We start from the raw sequence: 22,765 nt of genomic DNA on the forward strand, positions 1-22,765 counted from the left end.
TGCCAGTTATCCACAGGCCCGCGGAACGGGTCAGTTGTCCACAGGTTATCCACAAGGTTATCCACAGGCAAACCCCAGTTATCCACAGGGTTATCCACAGGTTATCCACAGGGGTCATGTGAGGGCCTCCCTAAGGGATCGGAGGAGGGACTGGACTTCCCGATCGCTTTCTGAGAGCTCCTGAACTTTTTGGATGGCGTAGAGCACCGTGGTGTGGTCGCGGCCGCCGAAGAGCTGGCCGATCTCCGGCAGGGAGGACCGGGTGAGCTCCCGCACCAAGAACATGGCGATCTGCCGGGGGAGGACCACCTCCTTGCGCCTGCCCCCTCCTACCAGCTCCTCCGGGCGCAGGGCGAAGTGCTCCGCCACCTTGCGCACGATCTCCTGGGGGTCCACCTCCGTTTCCCGGGGGGCGAAGATGTCGGAAAGGGCTTTGGCCGCCACCGCGCGGGTGAGCTCCACGCCGTTTAAGGAGGCGTAGGCCACGGTGCGCATCAGGGCGCCTTCCAGCTCGCGGATGTTGGAGGTCACCTGGCGGGCGATGTACTCCAGCACCTCCTCGCTCACCCTCAGGCCCCGCTGCTCGGCGTTCATCTTGAGGATGGCGATGCGGGTTTCCAGGTCGGGGGGCTGGATGTCGGTGATGAGGCCCCACTCGAAACGGCTCCTGAGGCGGGCCTCGAGGGTGAGGATGTCCTTGGGGGGGCGGTCGGAGGAGAGGATGATCTGCTTGTGGGCCTCGTAAAGGGCGTTGAAGGTGTGGAAGAACTCCTCCTGGGTGCGCTCCTTGCCCGCAATGAACTGGATATCGTCCACCAGGAGGAGGTCCACGGAGCGGTAGCGCTCGCGGAACTCCGTCATGCGGTCCTCGCGGATGGCGTTGATGAGCTCGTTGGTGAAGGTCTCCGTGGACACGTACTCGATTTTAAGGTGGGGAAAACGCTTGGCCACGGAGTGCCCCACGGCGTGCATGAGGTGGGTCTTGCCCAGGCCCACGCCCCCGTAGATGAAAAGGGGGTTGTAGGCCCGGCCTGGGGACTCGGCCACCGCTACTGCCGCCGCATGGGCCATGGAGTTGTTGGGCCCCACCACGAAGTTTTCGAAGGTGTACTTCGGGTTGAGCTTGGGTTGCGGGGCTTCCGCGCTGGGGGTGGTGTGAAAGATGTCCTCCTGCACGGGGGTGCCGGGGACCACCTTGAGCTCAAACCGCGGGGCTTGAGCCCCCAGGAGGCTGAGACCTTCTTGGATGAGCTCCGCATAGTGCTTGCGGATCCAGTCCAGGGCAAAGGAGGTGGGCACCGCCAGCTCCAGGACGCCCTCCTGGATGCCCAGGGGGCGTATCCGCTCAAACCAGGTGTGGTACTCCACCTCGGTGATGTTGCGGCGGATGTGTTCCAAGACGTTTTGCCAAACGGCCTCGTGGGTCAAGGCTCCCCCCCAGCGTTCCGGAGGAACATTGTACGCCAGGCCCTCCGGTAAAGTGGAGGGTGGGATGGGGTACGACGTGGTGGTGGTGGGGGGCGGCCACGCGGGCCTCGAGGCCGCCTGGGCGGCGGCGGCCTTGGGGGTGCGGGTAGCCCTGATCACCGTGAACCCGGAGCGTATAGGCATGATGCCCTGCAACCCCGCGGTGGGGGGGCCGGGCAAGAGCCAGCTGGTGGCTGAGCTCACCGCCTTGGGAGGCCTCATGGGCCGGGCGGCGGACGCCGCCGCCATCCACACCCGGGTGCTGAACCGCTCCAAGGGCCCGGCGGTGCAAAGCCTAAGGGTCCAGGTGGACCGGGATCTCTACGCCCTGAAGGCGCAGGAGATCCTGGCGGAAAGGCCCATCGAGGTGGTGCGGGGTGAGGTGGCGGCCCTCTGGGTGGAGGGGGGGGAGCTCTTAGGGGTGCGCACGGTGGATGGCCGGGGGATCTCCGCCAAGGCGGTGGTGGTGGCGGGGGGCACCTTCCTGGGTGGTGTGGTCTGGTATGGCCGCAGGTCCCGGCCCGCAGGGCGCCAGGGGGAGCCCCCGGCCCGGTTTCTCTCCCAAAGCCTGCGGGCGGTGGGGCACACCCTGAGGCGCTTCAAGACCGGTACGCCGCCCCGCATCCGGGCGGACTCCGTGGACTACGCCGCCCTCGAGGTGGTGCCCCCCGAGGTTCCCCCCGGAAGTTTCACGGGAAACCCCGGGCCCTACGCCAGCAGGCTTCCCACCTGGCAGACCCGCACCACCGGCCGCACCCACCGCCTGATCCTGGAGAACCTGCACCTCTCTCCCCTCTACGCCGGGGACATCGAAGGGATCGGGCCCCGCTACTGCCCCTCCATCGAGGACAAGGTGGTGCGCTTTGCCGACAAGGAAAGCCACCTGCTCTTCGTGGAGCCCGACGGCCTGGCCACCAGCGAGGTCTACCTCCAGGGGTTTTCCTCAAGCCTCCCCCCGGAGCTTCAGGAGGAGATGGTGCGGAGCCTCCCCGGGTTTGAGCGGGCGGTGATCCAGCGCTACGCCTACGCGGTGGAGTACGACAGCCTGGACCCCACCGAGCTCACCCGGGGCCTGCAGTCCAGAAAGCTCCCCGGGCTCTTCAGCGCCGGGCAGGTGAACGGGACCTCGGGCTACGAGGAGGCGGCCGCCCAGGGGCTTTTGGCGGGGCTGAACGCCGCCCGGTACGCGCTGGGCTTGCCTGAGGTGCACCTGCCCCGGGAGAGCGGCTACATCGGCGTGCTGGTGGACGACCTGGTGGGCCGGGGCACAGACGAGCCCTACCGCATGATGACCTCGAGGGTGGAGCTCCGCCTCCTGTGCCGGGCGGACAACGCCGACGAGCGGCTTACCCCCCTGGCGGTGGCCTGGGGCCTGAGGCCCAGGGAGGACCAAGAGCGGGTGGAGGCCAAGTACCGCAGGGTGGCGGAGGAGCTCAGGCGTCTGGAAGCCTTGCGGGTGGAAGGGGTAAGCGGGCTCCAGTGGCTGCGGCGCCCGGACAACACCTATCGAGAGCTGGTGGAGCGCTTTCCCCCGCCTAAGCCCCTTTCCCCCGAGGAGGCCTACCAGGTGGAGGTGCGGGCCAAGTACGCGGGGTACATCGAGCGTCAGGAGCGCTTGCGGGAAAGGATGCGGGACCTGGGGGCCTTCCGCATCCCCGAGGGGCTAGACTTCCCCCGGGTGCCAGGGCTTTCCCGGGAGGCGGTGGAGAAGCTCTCCCGCCTCAGGCCCCGCACCCTAGCGGAGGCGGCGCGGGTTCCGGGGGTGCGGGACTCGGACCTGACGGCCCTTTTGGTCCACCTGCGGAGGCTGGCCTGATGTTTCACGGGAAACACAGGGGGGTTGCATGGGTTTGAGCCCGCGGGGGAGGGAGGTCTTGCTCCAGGGGGGGGTGGTCTTGGGCCTGGACCTCGAGCCCCACCTGCCCGCCTTTTCCCGCCTCTACCAGCTCCTGATGGAGGCCAACCGCCGCCATAACCTCACTGCCCTGCGCACGGAGGAGGAGGTGGTGGTCAAGCACTTCCTGGACTCCCTCACCCTCCTCACCCTGCCCCTTTTTGAAGGCCCCGTCCGGGTTTTGGACCTGGGGACGGGGGCGGGCTTTCCCGGCTTGCCCCTGAAGATCGTGCGACCGGAGCTGGAGGTTACCCTCCTGGACGCCACCCAGAAGAAGGTGGCCTTTGTGGCGGAGGCGGTGGAGGCCCTGGGGCTTAAGGGGGCCTACCCCCTTTGGGGCCGGGCGGAAGAGCTGGCCCACCGCCCCGAGCACCGGGAAGCCTACGCGCGGGTGGTGGCCCGGGCGGTGGCCTCCCTATGTGTTCTCGCTGAGATCGGTTTGCCCTTCGCGGCCTTGGGTGGGGCGATGGTGGCGCAGAAGGGGCCGAGGGTGGAGGAGGAGCTTTCCCGTCTTCCCCAGGCCCTGCCCCTCCTTGGGGGCCGCCACCAGGCCACCCACACTCTGAAGCTCCCCTTTGCCGGAGAGGTCAGGACCCTGGTGGTCCTTGCCAAGGAAAGCCCCACCCCTGCCCGCTTTCCCCGGCGCCCGGGGGTACCCCAGAAACATCCCTTATGCTAAAGGCCAAGGTGCGGCGCATCGCCTTGGTCAACCAGAAAGGGGGGGTGGGCAAGACCACCACGGCCATCAACCTGGCCGCCTACCTGGCGCGCATGGGCAAGCGGGTCCTTCTGGTGGACCTGGACCCGCAGATGAACGCCACCAGCGGCCTAGGCCTGCGCCCGGAACGGGGAGTGTACCAGCTCTTGCAGGGGGAGCCCCTGGAAACGCTGGTGCAGCAGGTGGACAGCTTCCACCTGCTCCCCGCCACCCCGGAGCTGGTGGGGGCCACGGTGGAGCTGGCGGAGATGCCCCTGACCCTGGCGCAGACCCTGGGCGATGAGGCTTACGATCTCACCCTTTTGGACGTGCCCCCGAGCCTCTCCCCCCTTACGCTGAACGCCTTGGCGGCGGCCCACGGGGTGGTGGTGCCGGTGCAGGCGGAGTACTACGCCCTGGAGGGGGTGGCGGGTCTCCTCTCCACCCTGGACGAGGTGCGAAGCCGCCTCAACCCCCGCTTGCGGCTTCTCGGCATCCTCATCACCATGTACGATGGCCGCACCCTGCTGTCGCAACAGGTGGAGGCCCAGCTCCGGGGGCACTTTGGGGAGAAGGTCTTTTGGACGGTGATTCCCCGCAACGTGCGCCTGGCGGAGGCCCCCAGCTTCGGCAAGACCATCGCCCAGCACGCCCCCACGTCCCCAGGGGCTCACGCCTACCGCCGACTGGCCGAGGAGGTGATCGCCCGTGTCCAAGAAGCCTAGCGGTCTGGGGAGGGGCCTCGAGGCCCTCCTGCCGAAGACGGCGGGGGCGGTGGTGCGCCTGCCCCTCGCCGCTATCCGTCCCAACGCCGCCCAGCCCCGCAAGCGCTTCTCCGAGGAGGGCTTGCAAGAGCTGGCGGCCTCCATTCGGGAAAAGGGCCTGCTCCAGCCGCTTTTGGTTCGGCCCAAAGGGGAAGCTTACGAGCTGGTGGCTGGGGAGCGGCGTTTCCGCGCCGCGGAGTTGGCGGGCCTCACGGAGGTGCCGGTGGTGGTCCGCGACCTCACCGACCAGGAGGCCTTGGAGCTGGCCCTGGTGGAGAACCTCCAGCGGGAGGACCTCTCCCCGGTGGAGGAGGCCCGGGGCTACCAGGCCCTGTTGGCCATGGGCCTTACCCAGGAGGAGGTGGCCCGGCGGGTGGGTAAGGCCCGCTCCACCGTGGCCAACGCCCTCAGGCTCTTGCAGCTTCCCGAAGAGGCGTTGGCGGCTTTGGAGGAGGGGCGCATCACCGCCGGGCACGCCCGGGCCATTTTGATGCTGGAGCCGGAGGACCGCCTCTTCGGACTTCAGCAGGTGCTGGAGAAGGGCCTTTCCGTGCGCCAGGCGGAAGCCCTGCGGGAGCGCCTGGTGCGGGAACGGGAGCGGAGCGCCAAGGAGCCCTCGCCCCTTGCCCTGGGCCTCTCGCGCCACCTGGGGATGCCCGTGCAGGTGGTGGGGGGCAAGCGGGGCAAGGTGGTCATCCGCTACCGCTCCTTGGAGGAGCTCGAGGCCCTGCTCCGCCGCCTGGGCTACCAGGAGTAGCCAAAGAGGACGCGAACCGCCCCCTGCTGGTCGGTGCGGTAGACCCTTACCCCGCGGGTCAGGAGCCGCTCCCTCACCTCCGGATGGGGGTGCCCAAAGGGGTTCGACCCCACGCCGATCAAGGCGATGCGGGGCGCTACCCGCTGCAAAAGGGCTTCCGCGGTGCCTGTGCGGGAGCCGTGGTGGCTCACCTTCAGGACCACTACCCGCGGTGGGTCCAGGCGCTCCTCCACCCCCTGGGGCACATCCGCCAGGAGGAGGGCCTTGGGGCCGCCGAAGTCCAGGAGGAGGACCAGGCCGTCTTGGTCGTCATTTCCCGAAAGATGGGATGGCCAAAGCACCTCGAGGCGGCCCCTTCCCACCCAGAGCCGGGTTCCCGCGCCCGGAATGAGGAGGGGCACCCCCCTTGCCTCCAGGGTCCGCACCAGGGGATGATCCCGGGGGAAAGCGGGGGAGAGGAGGGCGAGGCCGAGGGGCACCTCTTCCGCCACCTTGAGAAGCCCCCCGTAGTGGTCCGCGTCCGGATGCGTGGCCACCATCACCTCCAAGGCCTCCACCCCCAGGGCCCGTAGGGCCCGCACCAGCTTCTCCCCCTGCTCGGGCCGCCCCCCATCCACCAAAACCTCAGCCCCGCCCATCCGGGCCAAGAGGGCATCCCCTTGGCCCACGTCCAGGGCCCAGAGGTCCAGGGGCTTGGGCCAGGCAGCGAGGAGCCCCACCAGGAGGGGCAGGCTGGCCAGGACCAGGGCCCTTCGCCAGGGCCACACCCGGTGGAGGACCAGGAGGAGGGGCAGGAGGCCCAGGTAGTAGAGGGCGAACCCCGTTGGGCTCACTTCTCCCCAGCGCAGGAGGGGGCCCTGGCTGGCCAACCCCGCCAGGGCGAGGAGGGCCTGGACCAAGGGCTCCACCAGGGGGGCCAGGACGCCCCCGAGGAGGAGCTTGAGGAAGCCCAGGGGCACCAGAAGGGCCACCAGGGGGAGGGCCAGGAGGTTGGCCAGGGGGGAGAGAAGGGGCAGGAAGCCGAAGCGGTGGAGGAGAAGGGGGGCTAGGAAAGCCTGCGCCGCCACCGCGGCCAGGAGGCTTTCCAGGAAGTAGCCCCAGGCCCCTGGGGGCCGGGGCAGAGGGGAGAGGATCAGGGCGATCCCTAGGACTGCCAGGTGGGAGAGCTGGAAGCCCAGGCTCAAAAGGGTCTCGGGCCGGTGGAGGAGCTGGAGGAAAAGGGCTAGGCCTAAGGCCTGGAGCACTCCCGCGGCCCCCAGCCCCAGGAAGAGGCCGAGGAGGGAGAGCCCGGCCATGAGGCTGGCCCGGACCAGGGAGGGGCTGGGGCCGGCGAGCCAGAGGTAGAGGGGCAGGACGAGAAGCGCCAGCAGGTAGCGCCACCGCCCCAGGGGCCAAAGGAGGAGAACCATGCTTCCCACCAGGAAGCCCACGTGGAGCCCGGAAACGGCCAAGAGGTGGGCCAGGCCCGCTTTCTGGAATAGAGCGTAGCCTTCCTCCAGGCCCCTCTTGTCCCCAAGGGTGAGCCCCTCCATAACCTCCCGGCCTAAGGGGGAAAGCCCCTGGAGGAGGCGCTCCCGGAAGGGGGCCCGGGGATCGGGGAGGGGGGCTAGGGGCTCCGCCTGTTTCACGTGAAACACCCCCTTTACCCCCTGGGCCAGGAGCCAGGCCCTCTGGTCCAGCCCACCGGGGTTGCGCCGCCCCTCGGGCGGCCCCAGGTACCCCCGGAGGCGGTAGAGGCCGTCTTCCAGGGGCGGGTAGTGCCTAACCCAAAGCCGGTGCCCCTCCCATGGGGTGAAGCCTCCCTGGACGGCAAAGGTCCCCTCCAGCCGCAGGCCATAAGGGGGTTCCGGAGCGGGCCAGAGGGTACCCCGCAGGAGGACCAGGGCCAGCCCCAGCGCTAAGGGCCAACGAAAGAGGGGGAAAAGGGGAAGAGCGGTGAGGAGGACCCAGGGGGAGAGGAGGCCCCAGGCCCCAAGAAGCCCCCCAAGCCCCAGGCCCACCCCTGGGGCCAGGAGAGCAGGGGAAGACCGCGTGGCGTTCATCCCTAAGGGCGCACGTAGGGCCTGAGGCGCTCCAGGGTGGCCGGCCCAATGCCCTTGACCCGCAGGAGGTCCTCCACCCGGGCGTAGGGCCTCCCTTCCACGATCCTCTGGGCCAGCACAGGACCTACGCCGGGCAGTTCCATGAGCTCCTCGAGGCTCGCCCGGTTCAAGCTGATGGGCTCCGGGGCCGGGGGTTGGAAGCTGGCCTCCGCCAGGGTTTCCACCCGAACGGGTTGGGGTGTGGGGGCCAGCTTGGGCCAGAGGCTAAAAAGGGCCAGCAGGGCTACCGCGAGGAGGTAGCCGAGGACCACTCCGTCAAGGCCAGGCCCAGCCCTCCCAGCGCCACCCCGGCCAGCACCCAGGGGTCGGCCCCGGGGTTCAGGGCCAAAAACCCCACCGTGTACCCCAGGGTGAGCAGGGAGAGCACTTTCAAGGCGAGGGCGAAAGGGTTTCGCCCCCTTTGGACGGGTTGCGGTGCGGGTGTGGGGGCGGGCTCAGGCTCCGGGGCCAGCTCCACCGAGGAGCGGGGTGGGGGGGCTTCCTCTTCCCAAACGGGAGGCTTGGCGGGTTTGGGGGGCGGGGCTGCCTCCTGCGTGGGGAGGGCGGCCCGGCCGGGGGGAGGGGGGGCGGTGGCTTTGCGGGCCCGGGTCACGTGGAGCTTGAGGCCCTCCAGGAAAGCCTTCAGTTCCTCCAAGGGAAAGGCCTTTAGGGGAATGAGCAAGGAGGCCTCCTCTCCCTGCACCGCGAGGGTACCAGCCTCCCCGCGCCCCACCCGCCGGATTCGGGCGAGCTCCAGGCGCTGCACGCCGCCCTCGTCCACGAAGACCAGGTGGGTTTCGGTAACGGCAAGAAAACCGCCAGGGCCCTCCAGCTGGGCCAAAGCCCGCTCTCCCAGCTGGGAAAACGCCGCTTCATACTTGCCCATGGCCCCATTGTATACTCCCCCCGTGCTCTTACGCCTGGGCCACCGCGGCTTTGCCCGCTCCGTTCGGGAGAACACCCTGGAGTCGTTTAGGAGGGCTTTGGAGGCCGGCTTGGATGGGTTTGAGCTGGACGTGCACCTGACCCGGGACGGGGTTCTCGTGCTCCACCACGACTTCACCCTGGAGGGCGTTCCCCTAAGGGAGCTCAGCCGCCGTGAACTTCCCGCCTTCATTCCCACCCTGGAAGAGGTGCTGAAGGCCTTTCCCACCGCTTGGATCAACGTGGAGCTCAAAAGCCTGCCCCCGGAAACCGACGGGCGGGAGGAGGCTTTGGCCCGGCTTCTGGTCCGCTACCCCTTGGAGCGCCTTTGGGTGAGCTCTTTTGATCCGCTGGCCCTGGTGCGCCTCCGTAGGCTCGGCGTGAGGCCGTTGGGGCTGCTTTATGAGAAGCCGGAGGCCGAGGAGCTGGCTTCCTGCCTGGGGGTGGAGTGGGTTCACCCGGAAGCTTCCCTGCTCACGGCGGAAAGGGTCCGCACCTTGAAGGCCCGCTACCGGGTTCTGGCCTGGACGGTGAACGACCGGGCGCGCGCCCAGGCCCTGGCCGCCTGGGGGGTGGAGGCCCTCATCACGGACTTCCCGGAAGTCCTTGCTCCTCCCCTATAATGGGGGGGCTATGGCGAACCTCAAGAGCCTTCCCGTGGGCAAGAAGGCCCCTGAAGTGGTCCACATGGTCATCGAGGTACCCCGGGGTTCTGGAAATAAGTACGAGTACGATCCCGAGCTGGGGGTGATCCGGCTGGACCGGGTGCTCCCAGGGGCCCAGTTCTACCCGGGGGACTACGGCTTCATCCCCTCCACCCTGGCGGAGGACGGGGATCCTCTGGACGGGATCGTCCTCTCCACCTACCCCCTGCTGCCCGGGGTGGTGGTGGAGGTGCGGGTGGTGGGCCTCCTCCTCATGGAGGACGAGAAGGGCGGGGATGCCAAGATCATCGGGGTGGTGGCGGAGGACCAGCGCCTGGACCACATCCAGGACATCGGCGATGTGCCCGAGGGGGTGCGGCAGGAGATCCAGCACTTCTTTGAAACCTACAAGGCCCTCGAGGCCAAGAAGGGCAAGTGGGTGAAGGTCACGGGCTGGCGGGACCGGCAGGCGGCCTTGGAGGAGGTGCGGGCCTGCATCGCCCGTTACGGCGCCTGAATGCGGGGGAAGCGAGTGGGCCTGGCCCTGGGGCCAGGTCTTTTTCCCCTTACAATGGGATTGGAGGAAGCCTATGGTCTGCCCGGTATGCGGGGAAACCCTGGAGCTGGAGGGGTACAAGGCGGGGGACCTTTTGGACTGTGAGTCCTGCGGGGCTGTTCTCCGCCTCCTTTCCGACGGCACCTTGGAGCTGGTGGAGGCGCCGGAGGAAGGGGAGGAGGGGGAGGAGGCCCTGTGGGGGCTTTCCGCCTATGGGGAGGGGGAGGAGGTAGTCCTGGTCTTCTCCGACGGCACCCTGGAGGAGGAGGTGCGGGTGCCCAGAGTGGAGCTCTTGGAAGCCCTGCGCCGCCTGGAGGAAGGGGTGGGGGAGGAGCCTCCCAAGGAGGCGGAGGACGAGCCCAACCTGGAGCCCGACTACCTGACGGCGCATGTGCAGGGCGATGAGGGGCCTTTGGCCCTGCGGCGCATCCTCTTCCCCGGGGCCCGGGACCTTTTGGAGTTCACCCTGCCCTCGGGTTCGGTGTACGAATTTGGCTTTCAGGAGGTGCGGGAGCTTCTGAAGCCCATCCTCCTCTAGCGTGCGCCTGGTCCTGGTACCCACCCCTATTGGCCACCTGGAGGACATCACCCTAAGGGCCCTCCGGGTGCTTAAGGAGGCGGAGGTGGTGGCCTGTGAGGACACCCGGCGCACCGGGGTTCTCCTCCGCCACTACGGCATCCCCACCCCCACCCTGCGCCTGGACCAGCACACGGTGGGGCGGGCCCGGGAGCTCCTCTCCCCTTATACCTACGTGGCCTACGCCACCGATGCCGGTACCCCGGGGATTTCCGACCCGGGGGCGGAGCTGGTGCGGCTGGCCTTAGAATGGGGCTGGCGGGTGGAAGCGCTTCCTGGGCCCACCGCCCTCATCCCCGCCCTGGTGGCCTCGGGCCTGCCCACGCGCCGCTTCACCTTTGAGGGCTTTTTGCCCAAGGCGGGCAAGGAGCGCAAGGAGCGCCTTCTGGCCCTGGCCCGGGAGGGGAGGACGGCTGTGCTCTACGAAAGCCCGCACCGCCTGCGCAAGACCCTCGAGGACCTCATGGAGGTCTACGGCCCTGCCCACCCCGTGGCCGTGGCCCGGGAGCTCTCCAAGGTGCACGAGGAGGTGTTTCGGGGAAGCTTGCAGGAGGCGTGGGCGCACTTTTTGGAGCCGCGGGGGGAGTTCGTGCTGGTTCTGGGACCCAAGGAGGCCCCGCCGGTGGCGGCAGAGGCGCTTTTAGACGAGCTCAAGGCCCAGGGGCTTTCCGGGAAGGCCCTCTTCCGGGCCCTTTTGCAGCGGGGAGTTCCCAGAAACGAAGCCTACCGGCTTTCTTTGGAGGAGGGATGAAGCGCATTGGGGTTTTCACCAGCGGCGGCGACGCGCCGGGCATGAACGCGGCCATCCGGGCGGTGGTGCGCCAGGCCCACGTCTTGGGGATTGAGGTCATCGGCATCCGTAGGGGCTACGCCGGCATGATCCTGGGGGAGATGGTGCCCCTAGGGGTGCGGGATGTGGCCAACACCCTCCAGCGGGGAGGGACCATCCTCCTCACCGCCAGGAGCGAGGAGTTTATGACCGAGGAGGGCCGGGCCCGGGCAGTGGCCAAGCTGGAGGCCGCAGGGATTGAGGGCCTGGTGGCCATCGGCGGGGATGGCACCTTCCGCGGGGCCATCCGGCTTTTGGAGGAGCACAAGGTGCCCGTGGTGGGGGTGCCGGGCACCATCGACAACGACCTGTACGGCACCGACTACACCATCGGCTTTGACACGGCCGTGAACACGGCCCTCGAGGCCATCGACCGCATCCGCGACACCGCCGCCAGCCACGAGCGGGTCTTCTTCATCGAGGTGATGGGGCGGCACTCCGGCTTCATCGCCTTGGACGTGGGCCTGGCCGGGGGGGCTGAGGTGATCGCCGTGCCCGAGGAGCCCCTGGACCCCAAGGCCATAGCGGAAGGGCTCATGGAATCCCAGCGCCGGGGGAAGACCAGCTCCATCGTGGTGGTGGCGGAAGGGGCTTACCCTGGGGGGGCGGCGGGGCTTCTTGCCGCCATCCGCGAGCACGTGCGGGTGGAGGCCCGGGTCACGGTGCTGGGGCACATCCAGCGGGGCGGGAGCCCCACGGCCAAGGACCGTATCCTGGCCAGCCGCCTGGGGGCGGCAGCGGTGGAGGCCCTGGCGGCAGGAGCGAGCGGGGTTATGGTGGGCGAGGTGGAAGGGGAGGTGGAGCTCACCCCCCTCAAGGAGGCGGTGGAGCACAAGAAGGACATTAACCGGGGCCTTCTTGGGCTATCGCGGGTGTTGGCCCTCTAGGGCCAGGGCCTTCCGCAGCCAGGGGGTTTGCCAGGCCAGGCGGAAGGCCTCCCGGGCGAAGGGGCTCTGGCTCACCCCCTGATAGATGGGAGTGGGCAGGTTCACCGACGGGTAGCGGAGGCCCCCCGTGGAGGCCACCCGCTCAAAGGGGTACCCGGCCCAGAGGCTCAAGGCCAGGAAGAGGCCCAGGAGGAAGCCGCCCAAGGCGCCAAGCCCCCCCTCCAGGCGTCGGGAAAGCTGGGGCAGGGGCAGGCTTTTGCCCAGCAGGCCCGTCAGCAAGCCCAGGCCAAGGCCCAGAAGGGGGCCGGCTAACCCCAGCTGGGCCAGGAGCACGTAGGCCACAACGCCCCCGCCGGCAAAGGCCCACGGCCATCCCCCCCGGTAGCCCAAGGCGAGGCCTAGGGACAGGCTGAAGAGGGCCAGGAGGTCCACCCAGGTGAGCATGGGTTCAGTTTACGCCACCCCAGCCTCGGAGTACCCCGTTGGAACCTCAGGCCCGGATGTCCCAGCCCCGCTCCCGGAGGGCCTGGACCACGGAGGCCACCGCTTGGTCCACCTCCTCGTCGGTGAGGGTGCGCTGGGGGTGGCGGAAGCGGAGGTGGAAGGCCAGGCTCTTGCGCCCCTCCGGGAGGGGTGCCCCCTGGTAGAGGTCGAAGAGGGCGAGGCCCTCCAGGCAGGGCCCCGCCGCTTGGCGGATGACCTCCTCCACCGCCCCGTAGGGCACCGCTTGGGGCACCACCACCGCCAGATCCCGGAGGGCCAAGGGGTAGCGGGAAGGGTCTTGGAAGCGGAAGGCCGGTTCCGGGAGGGGGAGCGTGAGCTCAAAGAGCCACACCGGGGGGAGCTCCAGGGCCCTTTGCACCTCCGGGTGGAGTTGGCCCAAAAAGCCTTTGGCCTCCCCCTCCACCAGGACCTTCCCAGAAACCCCGGGGTGCAGGAAGGGGAAGGGGTGGGCCTCCACCCGGAGGCCCAGGCCCAGCTGCTCCAGAAACGCTTCCAAATACCCCTTGAGGAGGGGGAAGCCGGAAAGCTTCTCCCCGTGGGGAAGCCCCACCCCCTCCCCGAAGAGGAGGCCCGCCAGGTGGGTTGCCTCCACCACTTGGTCCCCTTCCTTCCCGAAGACTCGGCCCACCTCAAAGAGGAGGGCCCTTTCGGGTCGGTCCAGGGCCAGGTTTTCCCGCAGGGCCTCGAGGAGGCCGGGGAAGAGGTGGGTCCTGAGGGCACCCCGCTCGGGGCTCAAGGGGTTCAGGAGGCGCCAGGGAGGCGGGGGCAGGCGGAACAGGGGGGCCTTGGCGGGGTCGGCGAAGCTGTAGGTGTAGACCTCCTGGAAGCCCAGGCCCGCCAGAACCTCCCGCAGGCGGCGCTCCCTTTGGTAGGGCTTTTCCACCCCCCGGTTGTCGGGGGCGGGGAAGAAGGCGGGGAGGGCTAGGGGAATGGTGTCGTAGCCCTGGATGCGGGCCACCTCCTCCACCAGGTCCTCCTCCAGCCTCAGGTCCAGGCGGCGGCTTGGGGGGGTGACCTGGTAAGGGCCTTCCCCAGCCACCTGGCAGCCCAGGCGCTTTAGGATGGCGAGCTGCTCCCTTTCGGGGTACTGGGTGCCCAGGAGGCGGTTGGCGTAATCCGGGCGGAAAGGGATGGGGTCTGGGGCCTTGGGGTTTCCCGCGTCCAGGAAGCCTTCCGCCACCTTCGCCCCTGCGAGCTCCTGCAGGAGGGCCAGGGCCCGCTGGGCCGCGGGTATCTGGCCCAGGGGATCCACCCCCCGTTCAAAGCGGTAGCTGGCCTCGGTGCGCAAGGCCTGCCGCCTGGCGGTCTTGCGGATGGAAACGGGGTCAAACTGGGCCACCTCCAGGGCGATGGCCCAGGTGTCTTCCCGCACCTCGCTTTCCGCGCCCCCCATGACCCCGGCGAGGCCGATGGGGAAGCTTTCCTCTCCCCGGTAACCGGCGATCACCAGGTCCTCGGGGTGAAGCTCCCGCTCCACCCCGTCCAGGGTGCGGAGCCTTTCCCCGGGGCGTGCCCGGCGCACCCGGATGCCCTCCCCGATGAAGCGCAGGTCGAAGGCGTGCATGGGCTGGGCCCGTTCCAGCATCACGTAGTTGGTGATGTCCACCACGTTGCTTATGGGCCTCATCCCACAGGCGAAAAGGATGCGTTGGAGCCATAGGGGGCTTGGCCCCACCTGGAGGCCAAAGGCGTAGGAAAGGGTGAAGTGGGGCGCCCCCTTGGGGTCCTCCACCTGGAGGCCAAAGGGGATGGGTACGTTTTCCGTTTCCAGCCGCACCTCGGGCAGGACCAGGCTGTAGCCCAAGGCGTGCAGGTCAAGGGCCAAGCCCAGGATCCCCAGGGCATCCGGGCGGTTGGGGGTGACCTCGATGTCCAGCACCACCTCCTCCGGCCAGGCCTCGGCCAGGGGGGTGCCGGCGGGAAGGGCCTCCGGGGGGAACTCCAGAAGCCCGCCGCCGTACTCCCCCACCCCCAGCTCCTTGGGGGAGAGGGCCATCCCGTGGGAGACCACCCCCTGGATGGTCCTTTCCCCGATTTTGAGCCCATTCACCTCGGTGCCGGGCAGGGCCAGGGCCACCCCGATGCCTGCCCGGGCGTTTCCCGCCCCTGAGACCACCTCCACCACCTGCCCTGCCTCCAAGACCAGGCGTTTCAGGCCGGTGCCGGGGATGGGGTGGGCCTCGAGGACCCGGGCGAAGACCACGCCGCCGGGGATCTGGAAGACCCTTTCCATGCGGTCGGTCTCAAACCCCAGCCCCGCCAGGCGCTCCTCCAGCACCTCGGGGCTTTCCAGCTCGGGCACGTACTCCTTGAGCCAGGTGAAGGGCACCCTCATAGAACCCCCCGGAACTGCTCCAGGAACTTGAGCCTGCCCCCGAAGAAGTAGCGGATGTCGGGGATGCCGTAGCGGAGCATGGCCAAGCGCTCGATTCCGAGCCCAAAGGCAAAGCCCGTGACCCCTTCATAGGCCGGGGGGAGGCCTAGGGTCTTGCGGTACGCGTCCACCGCCTGGAAGACCTGGGGGTGGACCATCCCCGCCCCCCCGAGCTCCAGCCATTTCTTCCCCTCCGGCCACCAGATGGCGAACTGGGCCCCCGGCTCCACGAAGGGGAAGTACACGGGCTGGAAGCGCACCCGGGAGTGGGGGCCGTAGAGGGCCTGGGCCAGCTCGTAGATGGCCCCCTTGAGGTGGGCCATGCTGATCCCCTCCCCCACCACCAGGCCTTCCAGCTGGTGGAAGACCGCCTCGTGGGTGGCGTCCGTCTGCTCAAAGCGGAAAACCCGCCCGGGCACCACGATGCGGAAGGGAGGGGTGTGGGCCACCATGTAGCGCACCTGCATGGGGGAGGTGTGGGTGCGAAGAAGGAGCCTGCCCCTAACCTCCTCTCCCAAGGGGCCGGGGAGGCTGTGCCCCTCCCCTTCCAGCCAGAAGGTGTCCCACATGTCCCGGGCCGGGTGGTGCTCGGGGATGTTCAGGGCGTCAAAGTTGAAGAACTCGCCCTCCACCTCGGGGCCCTCCACCGCCTGGTAGCCCAGGGCGCGGAAGATCTGGACGAGCTCCCGCTCCATGAGGGTGATGGGGTGGAGCCCCCCGGCGAAGAGGCGCACCCCCGGCAAGGACACGTCCTGGCGCTCCTCTTCCAGGGCCTTCCTGAGCGCTTCCTCTTCCAGCTCCCGCGCCCGCTTCGCCAGGGCTTCTTCCAGGGCCTCCTTGAGGGCGTTTAGGGCCCGGCCCCGCTCCTTGCGCTCCTCCAGGGAGAGGCGGGCGAGGGCTTTCATCTCCTCGGTGAGCAGCCCCTTCTTGCCCAGGTAGCGGGCCTTGAGGGCGCGGAGGGCCTCGAGGTCCGGGGCCTTCGCTATGGCGGCCAAGGCTTCTTCCAGCTCCCGCATCCCCTAGAGGATATCCCGGAAGACCCCGAGGGCCAAGGGGTGGGCCCTAGGTGTCAGACTTGACCGGTATACCCCTTTTGGGGTAGATGAGTTCCGATGAACCTGCGCGAAGCCCTATCCCAGGTTCCCGACCCCCGCGCCCACAACCGCCGCTACCCTCTCTGGGGCCTCCTGGCCCTCATCCTGTTGGCCTTCCTCTCCCGCGTGGACTCCCTGCGCGGCGTCGCCCGCTTCGCCCGCGCCCACCCCCACCTTCTCCCCCACCTGGGCCTGCGCAAGCCCCCGGGCCACACCGCCCTCACCGAGCTCCTCCACCGCCTGGACCCCGAGGCCCTGGCCCAGGCCCTGGCCGCCGTCTTCCCGGAGACGGAGCGGGAAGGGGAAAAGGTCCTGGTGGCCGACGGGAAGGCCCTCCGGGGAAGCGGCAAGGGCAAGAGCCCCCAGGTGCGCCTGGTCGAGGTATGGGCTCGTTCCCTGGGGCAGACCCTGGCCCAGGCCAGGGCGGAGGGGAGCGAACAGGGGGCTCTCTTGGAGCGCCTGGGGGCCGGGGGACTGGCGGGGAAGGTGGTGGTAGGGGATGCGGGCTTCCTGTACCCCGAGGTGGCCCGCGGGGTGCGGGCAAAAGGGGGGAGTACTTCCTGGTCTTGAAGGGGAACCAGGGGGAGTTGCTGGGGTGGGTGCGGGAGGTGTTGGCGGGGATGGCGGAGGGGGCTTTGCCTGGGGAGACCCGGGCGGTGTGGGAGCGGGAGGGGGACGGGGAGGTGGGGCGGACGGAGGGGTAGGCCCTGACCAGCCTGGGGCCGAATGCTTTGCCCTCTGGGCAAACACATTGATGAGGCGGATGCTNGCTTTGCCTGGGGAGACCCGGGCGGTGTGGGAGCGGGAGGGGGACGGGGAGGTGGGGCGGACGGAGGGGTAGGCCCTGACCAGCCTGGGGCCGAATGCTTTGCCCTCTGGGCAAACACATTGATGAGGCGGATGCTGGGGTGCTGGGGGAGGTTTGGTTGGGGCGGTGGGGTGTGGAGAACGGGTCTTTCTGGGTGCGGGACGTGCTCCTGCGGGAGGATGCTTCTCAGGTGCGGGGGCGAGGGGGTGAAGTGCTGGCGGTGTTGCGGGCGCATTTGGTGTTGTGGCTGAACTGGAAGGGGATACGTCGGAAGAAGGCGGCCTTGGAGGCCTTCTCCTTCAACCCCCTGGCCGCGCTGCGGTTCCTGGGGCTCTATGCCGTATAGCGGTCAAGTCTGCCCTAGGTGTCCCATCGTGGTTTGCGCCACGACAGGGGCCCCAAAGAGACCACGGGCACAGCGCTTGGGCTTAGGCCGATGGGGCCCTTTGCTTGCAGGCACATGGGCTTGGGGCCCCCACGCGGGCGAGGCTTGCGTGGGCGGGTGCTAGAGGGCTTCCGCCAGCCTGCGGAAAAGCCCCGGGGCCGCGGGAGGCTTACCCCCGTCCCCCCAGGGGAAGCGGAGGTCCCGCAAGGGGCCTTCCCCCACCCCCATCCCCTGGGGGAAGAGGAGGCGCAGGTCCATTGGCCCCGCCTCCTCCCCGGCGAAGGCCTCCCGGAAGCGGGCCACCTCCTTCTCGTGGCCGAAGTGGTAGGCGTAAAGCCACCACGTCCCTTCTTCCAGAAGGGCGAAAAGGAAGCGGGGGCTGGGGGTAAGCTCCGGAAACTCTCCGGCAAAGGGCTTCTTCAAAAAGGCGGAGGCCTGCCCCGGCCGCAGGCGGAAGACCACCTCCAAAGCCTCGCCCAAAAGCCCAAAGCTCCCTACGAAGGGTCGCACCAGATCGTAGCCCTGGACGTTCTTCACCACCACGCCCCCCGCCCGCACCACCCGGCCCTTGGGGGTCTTGAAGGTGAGGCCCAGGACCTCTGCGGGGAAGAAGAAGGCCTGGGCGAAGCCCCCCCGCGCTACCAGTCCCCCTACCCCTCCTGGGAGCTCCACCGGGGGGAAGGGGGGGAAGAGCCCCGTGCCGGAAAGCCTTTCGTAAACCTCCAAAAGGCCAGCCTCCGCGGGGGCCACCAGGTACTGGTCGGCGGCGTGAAGCTCCACGGGGTTATCCTAACCCCCTCACCTCACGGGGGCCAGGAGGAGGGCCCAAAGGGCCAGGCCCATCCCCAGCGCCACCGCCAGGGGGAAGCTGTGGAGGAAGAGGGGATAGAGGAGGCCCGCCAAGGTGCCCCCCAGGTAGAAGCTGGCCACGTAGGCCCCGCTCACCCCCGCCCCCCTCCGGCCCGCCGCCCCCGAGGCCAGGCTTTGGGCGGTGAAGAGGGCGGCCATCATCAGGACGAAGCCCAGGACCAGGTAAGGGGGTGGGAGGAGGAGAAGCCCAAGGCCTAGGAGGACGAGGGCGAAGGCCAGGCGGAAGGTGGCCACCGCTCCCAGGCTCCGGGCCAGGGGCCCAGAGAGGGCGCTTCCCGGGATGCCGAAGAGGTAGGCCAGGTAGACCAGGCCCACCACCGCCGGGCGGAAACCCAGCTCCAGGAGGCGGTAGGGGAGGAGGTTGGCCAGGAAGAGGTTCAGGAAGAGGAGGATGGCCCCCACCCCGTAGAGGGGAAGGGCGCTAAAGTCGTACCGGGGCCGCCCCAGAGAGGGGAGGCCGCCGGGGGCCCGCAGGAGCAAAAGGCCCAGGAGAAGGGCGGGGATGGAGAGGAGGAAAAGCGCCCCCCTGACCCCCGCGCCCTCCGCCAGAAGCCCCGCCAGCACCCGGCCCAAACCCCCGCCCAGGACGTTCCCCGCCATGTAAACCCCGGCCATCTCCAGGGCCCTTTGGGGGTAGAGGGAAGGGATGAGGGCGATGGCCAAAGCCGGCACCAGGGCGGCCCCCACCCCTTGGAGCAAGCGGGCCAGGGTCCAAAGGGCCAGGCTGGGGCTAAGGGCCCCGAGGATGCCCCCCAGGCCTACCAGGAGGAGGCCCGCCCCCAAGACCCGCCCGGCGGGAAGGGAAAGCCGCGGCACCAGGGGGGAGAGGAGGACGAGGAGCAAAAGGGGTAGCCCCATCCCCGGCCCCGCCGCCCCGGGGGGTGCCCGGAAGAGGGCTTCCAGGAGGGGAAGCAGGGGGACCACCGCGTAGAGGGCGCTGTAGAGGGCCACCCCGGAGAGGACCACCGCCAGGCGCATCCCCCTTATCCTAGGGCTACCATGCGGGTGCTCCAGGTGGCCCTGCCCCTGCCCCTTTCCCCCATGAGCTACCTGCCCCCCTTGGGCCAGGAAGAGGTGGAAGCCCTGGGCCGGAGGGTGGCCGTTCCCTGGCGGGGGGAGGTGCGGGTGGGGGTGGTGGTGGGGGAAGGGGGAAGGCCCTCCCATGCCCTGCGCCACGCCATCGCCTACCTGGACGGGGCGCCCTACCTGCGGGCGGAGGAGGTCCTCTTCTTGGAGGAGGCCGCCCGTTACCTGTTCGCTCCCCTGGGCCAGGTGCTGGCGGACTTCCTGCCCCCTTTTCCCGAGCTCCGCCACCGGGTGCGCCTCTACCCAGGAGCCGATCCCAAGGTGCTGCCCAAGGGCCTCGAGGGCCTGACCGCCTGGCAGGAGGCCAAGGGGTTTGACCCCAAGCTGCTGGACTTTTTGCGGGAGGCGGGGGTCTTGGAGGAGGAGGTGGCCTTCAAGGAGGGCAAGCGGGTCCTCCTCCCCTTGAAGGAGGCCCATCCTGACCCCGCTTTGGACGGCATCCTGCAAACCCTTAAGGCCATGGGCCAGGCGGAAAGCCTCGCCGCCCTGGCCCGGGCCGCAGGGGTAGGGGTCGCCCGGGTGAAGCGGCTTTTGCAAGAGGGCTACATCGGCTACGGGGAGCCCCTCCCTCCTTCGCCTTCGGGGGAGCCCCTGGAGCCTCTCCTTCTCCCCGAGCGCCCCGAGCGGCTGAACGGGGGCAGGTTCCTGGAAAGGATGCGCCTCTTGGCGGGGCTGGTGGCGGAAGGGGACCACCTGGTCCTCTTCCCCGAGGTGAGCCTCTTGGAGCGCTTCCTTCAGCGCTTTCCCCAGGCCAGGCCCTACCACGGGGGGCTTTCCCCTAAGGAGCGGGAGGCCCTTTTCCGCAACCCCAAGGGCCTGGTCTTCGCCACCTACGGGGGGCTGCTCCTTCCCTTCACCCCCAGGTCCTTGGTGGTGGTGGAAGAGGGGAGCGAGAGCTACAAGCTCTCCTCGGGAAGCCGGGCCTTCGTGCCCCCCTTGGCGGAGATGCGGGCCAGGCTTCTCGGCATCCCCCTCACCTTCCTCTCCCTGGTGCCCGCGGTGGAGGTCCTGGAGCGGCCGGGCCTCACCTTTCCCGTGCCCAAGCCGAGGCTTTTCCTCATCGACCTGAAGCGGGAGCGGGGCCACCCCCTCACCGGGCGCGCCCTGGCCCTCCTCCGCCAGGTGGAGGAAAAGGGCCGCCAGGCGGTGGTCCTCTCCCCCCGCCTGGGCTACAGCGCCCTCCTCCTCTGCGCCGACTGCGGCTATAAACCCACCTGCCCGGACTGCGCCCTTCCCTTGCGCTACCACAAGGAGGCCAAGGCCCTCCTCTGCCACCAGTGCGGCCACCGGGAGGCCCCTCCCGCCCTCTGCCCGGTTTGCGGCTCCCCCCTCCTGGAACCCCGGGGGCCGGGGCTGGAGTGGCTTTGGGAGGAGCTCCGGAAGGCCACGGCCTTGCCCCTCTACCGCTACACCAAGGAGGCCAAGGACGACCTCAGCCCCCTGCTGGCCGGGGAGCCGGGGGTGGTGGTGGGGACCACCGCCCTCCTGCGGGCCCCGGTCCTGCCCGAGCTGGCCTTGGTCCTCCTACCTTACGCCGACGGCTTCCTCTACGACGCAGACTTCCGCGCCGCGGAGCGCTACCACCGCCTGCTTTGGGCCCTCACGGAGCTGCGGCCTGGCCGGAGGCCCCTTCTGGCCCTCCAGACCTACACCCCAGACCACCCCGCCCACCTGGCCCTTTTGGAGGGGAGCGTGGAGGCCTTCCCCTGGGCGGAGAAGGCGTTGCGGGAGGTTTTGGACTACCCCCCCAAGGTGCGCATGGTGAAGCTGGAGGTGGCCCACCGCCTGGAGGCGCGGGCCCTCGAGGCCGCCTTCGCCCTGGTGGAGGCCCTCAAGGGGGTGGCGAAGGAGGGGGAGGTGCTGGGGCCGGCCCCCGCCCCCCTCCCCCGGGTGAAGGGGCAGTACGTCTTCCACCTCCTGCTGAAGGGGACCACAGAGCGGCTTGGGGAGCTTCTTTCTCGCCTGGACCGCCGTCGCTTTAAGCTGGACCCCGACCCCCACCGCTTCGTGGGGCTTTTGGAGGACTGAGGCCGCCCCGCCTTGGCCTGGGGTACCATACCCCTCGTGGAAGCCCGCGCCTGGGTGGAGGTGGACCTCCTGGCCCTTAGGGCCAACTGGAACCTGCTCCGTGCTCGGGCCAAGGGGGAGGTGATCCCCGTGCTGAAGGCGGACGCCTACGGGCACGGGGCCCTGCCCCTGGCCCGCTTCCTAGGGTCCCTGGGGGCGAAGCGGGTGGCGGTGGCCACGGTGTGGGAGGGGCGGGCCCTGAGGCAGGGCGGGGTGGAAGGGGAGGTGCTCCTTTTGGGAAGCCTCCACCCCCTGGAGACGGAGGAGGCCTTGCGCTGGAACCTGGTGCCCAGCCTCTCCACCCTCGAGGCGGCCCAGGCCCTGGCGGAAAGGGCCCGGGCCCTGGGCCTCACCCCCAGGGCCCACATCAAGGTGGACACGGGGATGCGCCGGGTCGGCTTTCCCTGGGAAGAGGCGAGGGAGGCCCTCCAGGCGGTGGAGGCCTTGGGGGTAAGGGTGGAGGGGGTCTACAGCCACCTGGCCACCGCCGGGGAGGACGCGGCCTTCGTGGAGGTGCAGAGGGCGCGCTTCCAGAAGGTTCGCGAGGCCCTGGGGGAGGGGTACTTCTACCACCTGGAGAACTCCTACGGCCTCCTCCTCCACGGGGGGGAGAACGTCCGGGTGGGCCTGGCCCTCTATGGCCTCGTCCCCGGCTTTGGCCTAAAGCCCATCCTGCGCCTCCTGGCCAGGCCCACCCTGGTGAAGCGGCTTAGGGCGGGGGACCGGGTGGGCTACGGCGGGGAATACCTGGCCCAAGGCGGGGAGTGGCTGGCCACCCTGCCCGTGGGCTACGCCGATGGGCTTCCAAGGGGGGCGGTGCGCTTCGTGCGGGGGCCAGGGGGGGAGCTTCTTCCCGTGGCGGGCCGCATCTCCATGGACCAGACCACGGTCCTCCTTCCGGAACCGCTTCCCTTGGAAGCGGTCTTCGAAGTTCTCTCCCCCGACTTTGGCCCCACGGGCCTCCTGGCCTGGGCCGAGGCCCGGGGCACCATCCCCTACGAGGTGGCGGTGCACCTCTCCAGGAGGCTCCCCCGGGTCTACCGCCACGGCGAGGAGGTGCGGGAGGTTCTAGACTAGCCCCATGCAGGCGGTGCGCCTCTTCCAGGGCTACCTCTGGCACCCCAAGGAGCTTCCCCTAGACCCCAAGGCCCTCCTGCCCGGGGAGGTGGAGGGGGCGAGGCTCCTCCTGGACGAGGTTCCTCCCCCCACCCCCTTCTTCCAGGACGGCACCCCCACCCACACCCAGCGCTTCTACCAGCTCACCCTCCTGGTGCTCACGGAAAAGCCCCCGGAGGCCCTGAAGCCGTTGGCGGAGCGGGTAGCGAAAGGCGTGGAGCCCCTCCTCCAGGCCCTTCCCCCCGGGGTGGGCTGGCTCCTCCTGGAGGACCTCCGCCCCCTTTAGGGGCCTCGGCACCCCGTCGCGGCCCAAACTAAGAGGCTGTCGTAAAAGTCTTGTATCCTTGAAGGGTGCAGAGGACACGCCCATCCTACCCCAGCGAC

23 protein-coding genes are annotated in these 22,765 nt (G+C 69.3%); 14 read left to right on the forward strand and 9 right to left on the reverse strand.

The genetic code is table 11. The annotated features are described in order from the left end of the window. Nucleotides 1-114: 114 nt before the first annotated feature. Complete coding sequence (dnaA, locus tag L1088_RS05800) at nt 115-1,428, reverse strand: chromosomal replication initiator protein DnaA (RefSeq protein ID WP_038048545.1); 1,314 nt, start codon at nt 1,426-1,428, stop codon at nt 115-117. On the opposite strand from dnaA, the gene mnmG reads away from it, so the two are divergent. From mnmG to L1088_RS05820, 4 genes are read left to right on the forward strand one after another with little or no spacing between them, the layout of a single operon-like run. Then, nucleotides 1,388-3,283, forward strand: coding sequence for a tRNA uridine-5-carboxymethylaminomethyl(34) synthesis enzyme MnmG (gene mnmG, locus L1088_RS05805; protein WP_267961067.1), 1,896 nt, complete (start codon nt 1,388-1,390; stop codon nt 3,281-3,283). The two genes, dnaA and mnmG, sit on opposite strands and share 41 nt — an antisense overlap. A gap of 28 nt (nt 3,284-3,311) precedes the next feature. After that, nucleotides 3,312-4,040, forward strand: coding sequence for a 16S rRNA (guanine(527)-N(7))-methyltransferase RsmG (rsmG, locus tag L1088_RS05810; protein ID WP_038048541.1), 729 nt, complete (start codon nt 3,312-3,314; stop codon nt 4,038-4,040). Next, on the forward strand, nt 4,034-4,783 hold the full coding sequence (gene soj, locus L1088_RS05815) for a chromosome-partitioning ATPase Soj (RefSeq protein ID WP_234554113.1): 750 nt from the start codon (nt 4,034-4,036) through the stop codon (nt 4,781-4,783). Before rsmG ends, soj begins: the two co-directional genes overlap by 7 nt. Then, nucleotides 4,767-5,579, forward strand: coding sequence for a ParB/RepB/Spo0J family partition protein (locus L1088_RS05820; RefSeq protein ID WP_234554114.1), 813 nt, complete (start codon nt 4,767-4,769; stop codon nt 5,577-5,579). The genes soj and L1088_RS05820 overlap by 17 nt, the downstream gene beginning before the upstream one ends. Here the strand turns inward: L1088_RS05820 and L1088_RS05825 are convergent. Genes L1088_RS05825 through L1088_RS05835 form a run of 3 tightly spaced genes read right to left on the reverse strand, consistent with a single transcriptional unit; the run spans nt 5,567 to nt 8,546 of the window. Next, complete coding sequence (locus L1088_RS05825; RefSeq protein ID WP_234554115.1) at nt 5,567-7,621, reverse strand: DNA internalization-related competence protein ComEC/Rec2; 2,055 nt, start codon at nt 7,619-7,621, stop codon at nt 5,567-5,569. The two genes, L1088_RS05820 and L1088_RS05825, sit on opposite strands and share 13 nt — an antisense overlap. A gap of 2 nt (nt 7,622-7,623) precedes the next feature. Continuing rightward, nucleotides 7,624-7,932 carry a ComEA family DNA-binding protein gene (locus tag L1088_RS05830; protein ID WP_234554116.1) on the reverse strand — a complete coding sequence of 103 codons (309 nt, stop codon included), beginning with the start codon at nt 7,930-7,932 and terminating at the stop codon, nt 7,624-7,626. Further along, nucleotides 7,905-8,546 carry a YcxB family protein gene (locus L1088_RS05835; RefSeq protein ID WP_234554117.1) on the reverse strand — a complete coding sequence of 214 codons (642 nt, stop codon included), beginning with the start codon at nt 8,544-8,546 and terminating at the stop codon, nt 7,905-7,907. Before L1088_RS05835 ends, L1088_RS05830 begins: the two co-directional genes overlap by 28 nt. 22 nt (nt 8,547-8,568) lie before the next feature. On the opposite strand from L1088_RS05835, the gene L1088_RS05840 reads away from it, so the two are divergent. The 5 genes from L1088_RS05840 (at nt 8,569) to pfkA (ending at nt 12,077) form a co-directional block, all read left to right on the forward strand. Continuing rightward, the gene (locus tag L1088_RS05840; RefSeq protein ID WP_234554118.1) at nt 8,569-9,207 is read left to right on the forward strand and encodes a glycerophosphodiester phosphodiesterase; all 639 of its coding nucleotides are present in this window, start codon (nt 8,569-8,571) and stop codon (nt 9,205-9,207) included. Between the two features lie 10 nt (nt 9,208-9,217). Continuing rightward, nucleotides 9,218-9,745, forward strand: coding sequence for an inorganic diphosphatase (locus L1088_RS05845; protein WP_234554119.1), 528 nt, complete (start codon nt 9,218-9,220; stop codon nt 9,743-9,745). A gap of 73 nt (nt 9,746-9,818) precedes the next feature. Continuing rightward, nucleotides 9,819-10,322, forward strand: coding sequence for a TFIIB-type zinc ribbon-containing protein (locus L1088_RS05850; RefSeq protein WP_038048528.1), 504 nt, complete (start codon nt 9,819-9,821; stop codon nt 10,320-10,322). Nucleotide 10,323: 1 nt separating this feature from the next. Further along, nucleotides 10,324-11,112 (forward strand): 16S rRNA (cytidine(1402)-2'-O)-methyltransferase, encoded by a 789-nt coding sequence (gene rsmI / locus L1088_RS05855; RefSeq protein WP_234554120.1) that lies wholly within the window; start codon nt 10,324-10,326, stop codon nt 11,110-11,112. Further along, on the forward strand, nt 11,109-12,077 hold the full coding sequence (gene pfkA / locus L1088_RS05860; protein ID WP_234554121.1) for a 6-phosphofructokinase: 969 nt from the start codon (nt 11,109-11,111) through the stop codon (nt 12,075-12,077). Before rsmI ends, pfkA begins: the two co-directional genes overlap by 4 nt. Here pfkA and L1088_RS05865 read toward each other — a convergent pair. The 3 genes from L1088_RS05865 to pheS are packed head-to-tail and all read right to left on the reverse strand — an operon-like array spanning nt 12,054 to nt 15,971. Next, nucleotides 12,054-12,521, reverse strand: coding sequence for a hypothetical protein (locus L1088_RS05865; protein WP_234554122.1), 468 nt, complete (start codon nt 12,519-12,521; stop codon nt 12,054-12,056). The genes pfkA and L1088_RS05865 overlap by 24 nt on opposite strands. 46 nt (nt 12,522-12,567) lie before the next feature. Beyond that, nucleotides 12,568-14,916: a phenylalanine--tRNA ligase subunit beta gene (gene pheT, locus L1088_RS05870; protein WP_234554123.1), complete on the reverse strand. Its 2,349-nt coding sequence runs from the start codon at nt 14,914-14,916 to the stop codon at nt 12,568-12,570. After that, nucleotides 14,913-15,971, reverse strand: coding sequence for a phenylalanine--tRNA ligase subunit alpha (gene pheS, locus L1088_RS05875; protein WP_234554124.1), 1,059 nt, complete (start codon nt 15,969-15,971; stop codon nt 14,913-14,915). Before pheS ends, pheT begins: the two co-directional genes overlap by 4 nt. 96 nt (nt 15,972-16,067) lie before the next feature. Between pheS and L1088_RS05880 the strand changes: the two genes are divergently transcribed. Beyond that, complete coding sequence (locus L1088_RS05880) at nt 16,068-16,619, forward strand: transposase family protein (protein ID WP_234554125.1); 552 nt, start codon at nt 16,068-16,070, stop codon at nt 16,617-16,619. Nucleotides 16,620-16,912: 293 nt separating this feature from the next. After that, the gene (locus L1088_RS05885; RefSeq protein ID WP_234554126.1) at nt 16,913-17,203 is read left to right on the forward strand and encodes a hypothetical protein; all 291 of its coding nucleotides are present in this window, start codon (nt 16,913-16,915) and stop codon (nt 17,201-17,203) included. Nucleotides 17,204-17,362: 159 nt separating this feature from the next. On the opposite strand, the gene L1088_RS05890 is transcribed toward L1088_RS05885, so the two are convergent. Continuing rightward, a complete protein-coding gene (locus L1088_RS05890; RefSeq protein ID WP_234554127.1) occupies nt 17,363-18,022 on the reverse strand; it encodes a DUF5639 domain-containing protein in 660 nt (219 codons plus the stop codon). 18 nt (nt 18,023-18,040) lie between these two features. Further along, nucleotides 18,041-19,090, reverse strand: coding sequence for an MFS transporter (locus L1088_RS05895; protein WP_234554128.1), 1,050 nt, complete (start codon nt 19,088-19,090; stop codon nt 18,041-18,043). A 21-nt stretch (nt 19,091-19,111) separates the two neighbouring features. Between L1088_RS05895 and L1088_RS05900 the strand changes: the two genes are divergently transcribed. Genes L1088_RS05900 through L1088_RS05910 form a run of 3 tightly spaced genes read left to right on the forward strand, consistent with a single transcriptional unit; the run spans nt 19,112 to nt 22,667 of the window. Further along, nucleotides 19,112-21,226: a primosomal protein N' family DNA-binding protein gene (locus tag L1088_RS05900; protein WP_234554129.1), complete on the forward strand. Its 2,115-nt coding sequence runs from the start codon at nt 19,112-19,114 to the stop codon at nt 21,224-21,226. Between the two features lie 36 nt (nt 21,227-21,262). After that, nucleotides 21,263-22,342 carry an alanine racemase gene (gene alr, locus L1088_RS05905; protein WP_234554130.1) on the forward strand — a complete coding sequence of 360 codons (1,080 nt, stop codon included), beginning with the start codon at nt 21,263-21,265 and terminating at the stop codon, nt 22,340-22,342. Nucleotides 22,343-22,346: 4 nt separating this feature from the next. After that, nucleotides 22,347-22,667, forward strand: a complete 321-nt coding sequence (locus tag L1088_RS05910) for a DUF3208 domain-containing protein (RefSeq protein WP_038041038.1) — start codon at nt 22,347-22,349, stop codon at nt 22,665-22,667. Nucleotides 22,668-22,765 lie beyond the last annotated feature (98 nt).

Source organism: Thermus caliditerrae (genome assembly GCF_021462525.1).
GTDB lineage: Bacteria > Deinococcota > Deinococci > Deinococcales > Thermaceae > Thermus > Thermus caliditerrae.

Coding starts and splice junctions, on each gene's coding strand:
- mnmG (WP_267961067.1), top strand. CDS start 1,388: ATGTGTTCCAAGACGTTTTGCCAAACGGCCTCGTGGGTCAAGGCTCCC.
- L1088_RS05880 (WP_234554125.1), top strand. CDS start 16,068: ATGAACCTGCGCGAAGCCCTATCCCAGGTTCCCGACCCCCGCGCCCAC.
- L1088_RS05910 (WP_038041038.1), top strand. CDS start 22,347: ATGCAGGCGGTGCGCCTCTTCCAGGGCTACCTCTGGCACCCCAAGGAG.
- L1088_RS05895 (WP_234554128.1), bottom strand. CDS start 19,090: ATGCGCCTGGCGGTGGTCCTCTCCGGGGTGGCCCTCTACAGCGCCCTC.
- soj (WP_234554113.1), top strand. CDS start 4,034: ATGCTAAAGGCCAAGGTGCGGCGCATCGCCTTGGTCAACCAGAAAGGG.
- pfkA (WP_234554121.1), top strand. CDS start 11,109: ATGAAGCGCATTGGGGTTTTCACCAGCGGCGGCGACGCGCCGGGCATG.
- pheS (WP_234554124.1), bottom strand. CDS start 15,971: ATGCGGGAGCTGGAAGAAGCCTTGGCCGCCATAGCGAAGGCCCCGGAC.
- L1088_RS05835 (WP_234554117.1), bottom strand. CDS start 8,546: ATGGGCAAGTATGAAGCGGCGTTTTCCCAGCTGGGAGAGCGGGCTTTG.
- L1088_RS05845 (WP_234554119.1), top strand. CDS start 9,218: ATGGCGAACCTCAAGAGCCTTCCCGTGGGCAAGAAGGCCCCTGAAGTG.
- L1088_RS05885 (WP_234554126.1), top strand. CDS start 16,913: ATGCTTTGCCCTCTGGGCAAACACATTGATGAGGCGGATGCTGGGGTG.
- L1088_RS05865 (WP_234554122.1), bottom strand. CDS start 12,521: ATGCTCACCTGGGTGGACCTCCTGGCCCTCTTCAGCCTGTCCCTAGGC.
- L1088_RS05900 (WP_234554129.1), top strand. CDS start 19,112: ATGCGGGTGCTCCAGGTGGCCCTGCCCCTGCCCCTTTCCCCCATGAGC.
- L1088_RS05825 (WP_234554115.1), bottom strand. CDS start 7,621: ATGAACGCCACGCGGTCTTCCCCTGCTCTCCTGGCCCCAGGGGTGGGC.
- rsmG (WP_038048541.1), top strand. CDS start 3,312: ATGGGTTTGAGCCCGCGGGGGAGGGAGGTCTTGCTCCAGGGGGGGGTG.
- L1088_RS05850 (WP_038048528.1), top strand. CDS start 9,819: ATGGTCTGCCCGGTATGCGGGGAAACCCTGGAGCTGGAGGGGTACAAG.
- pheT (WP_234554123.1), bottom strand. CDS start 14,916: ATGAGGGTGCCCTTCACCTGGCTCAAGGAGTACGTGCCCGAGCTGGAA.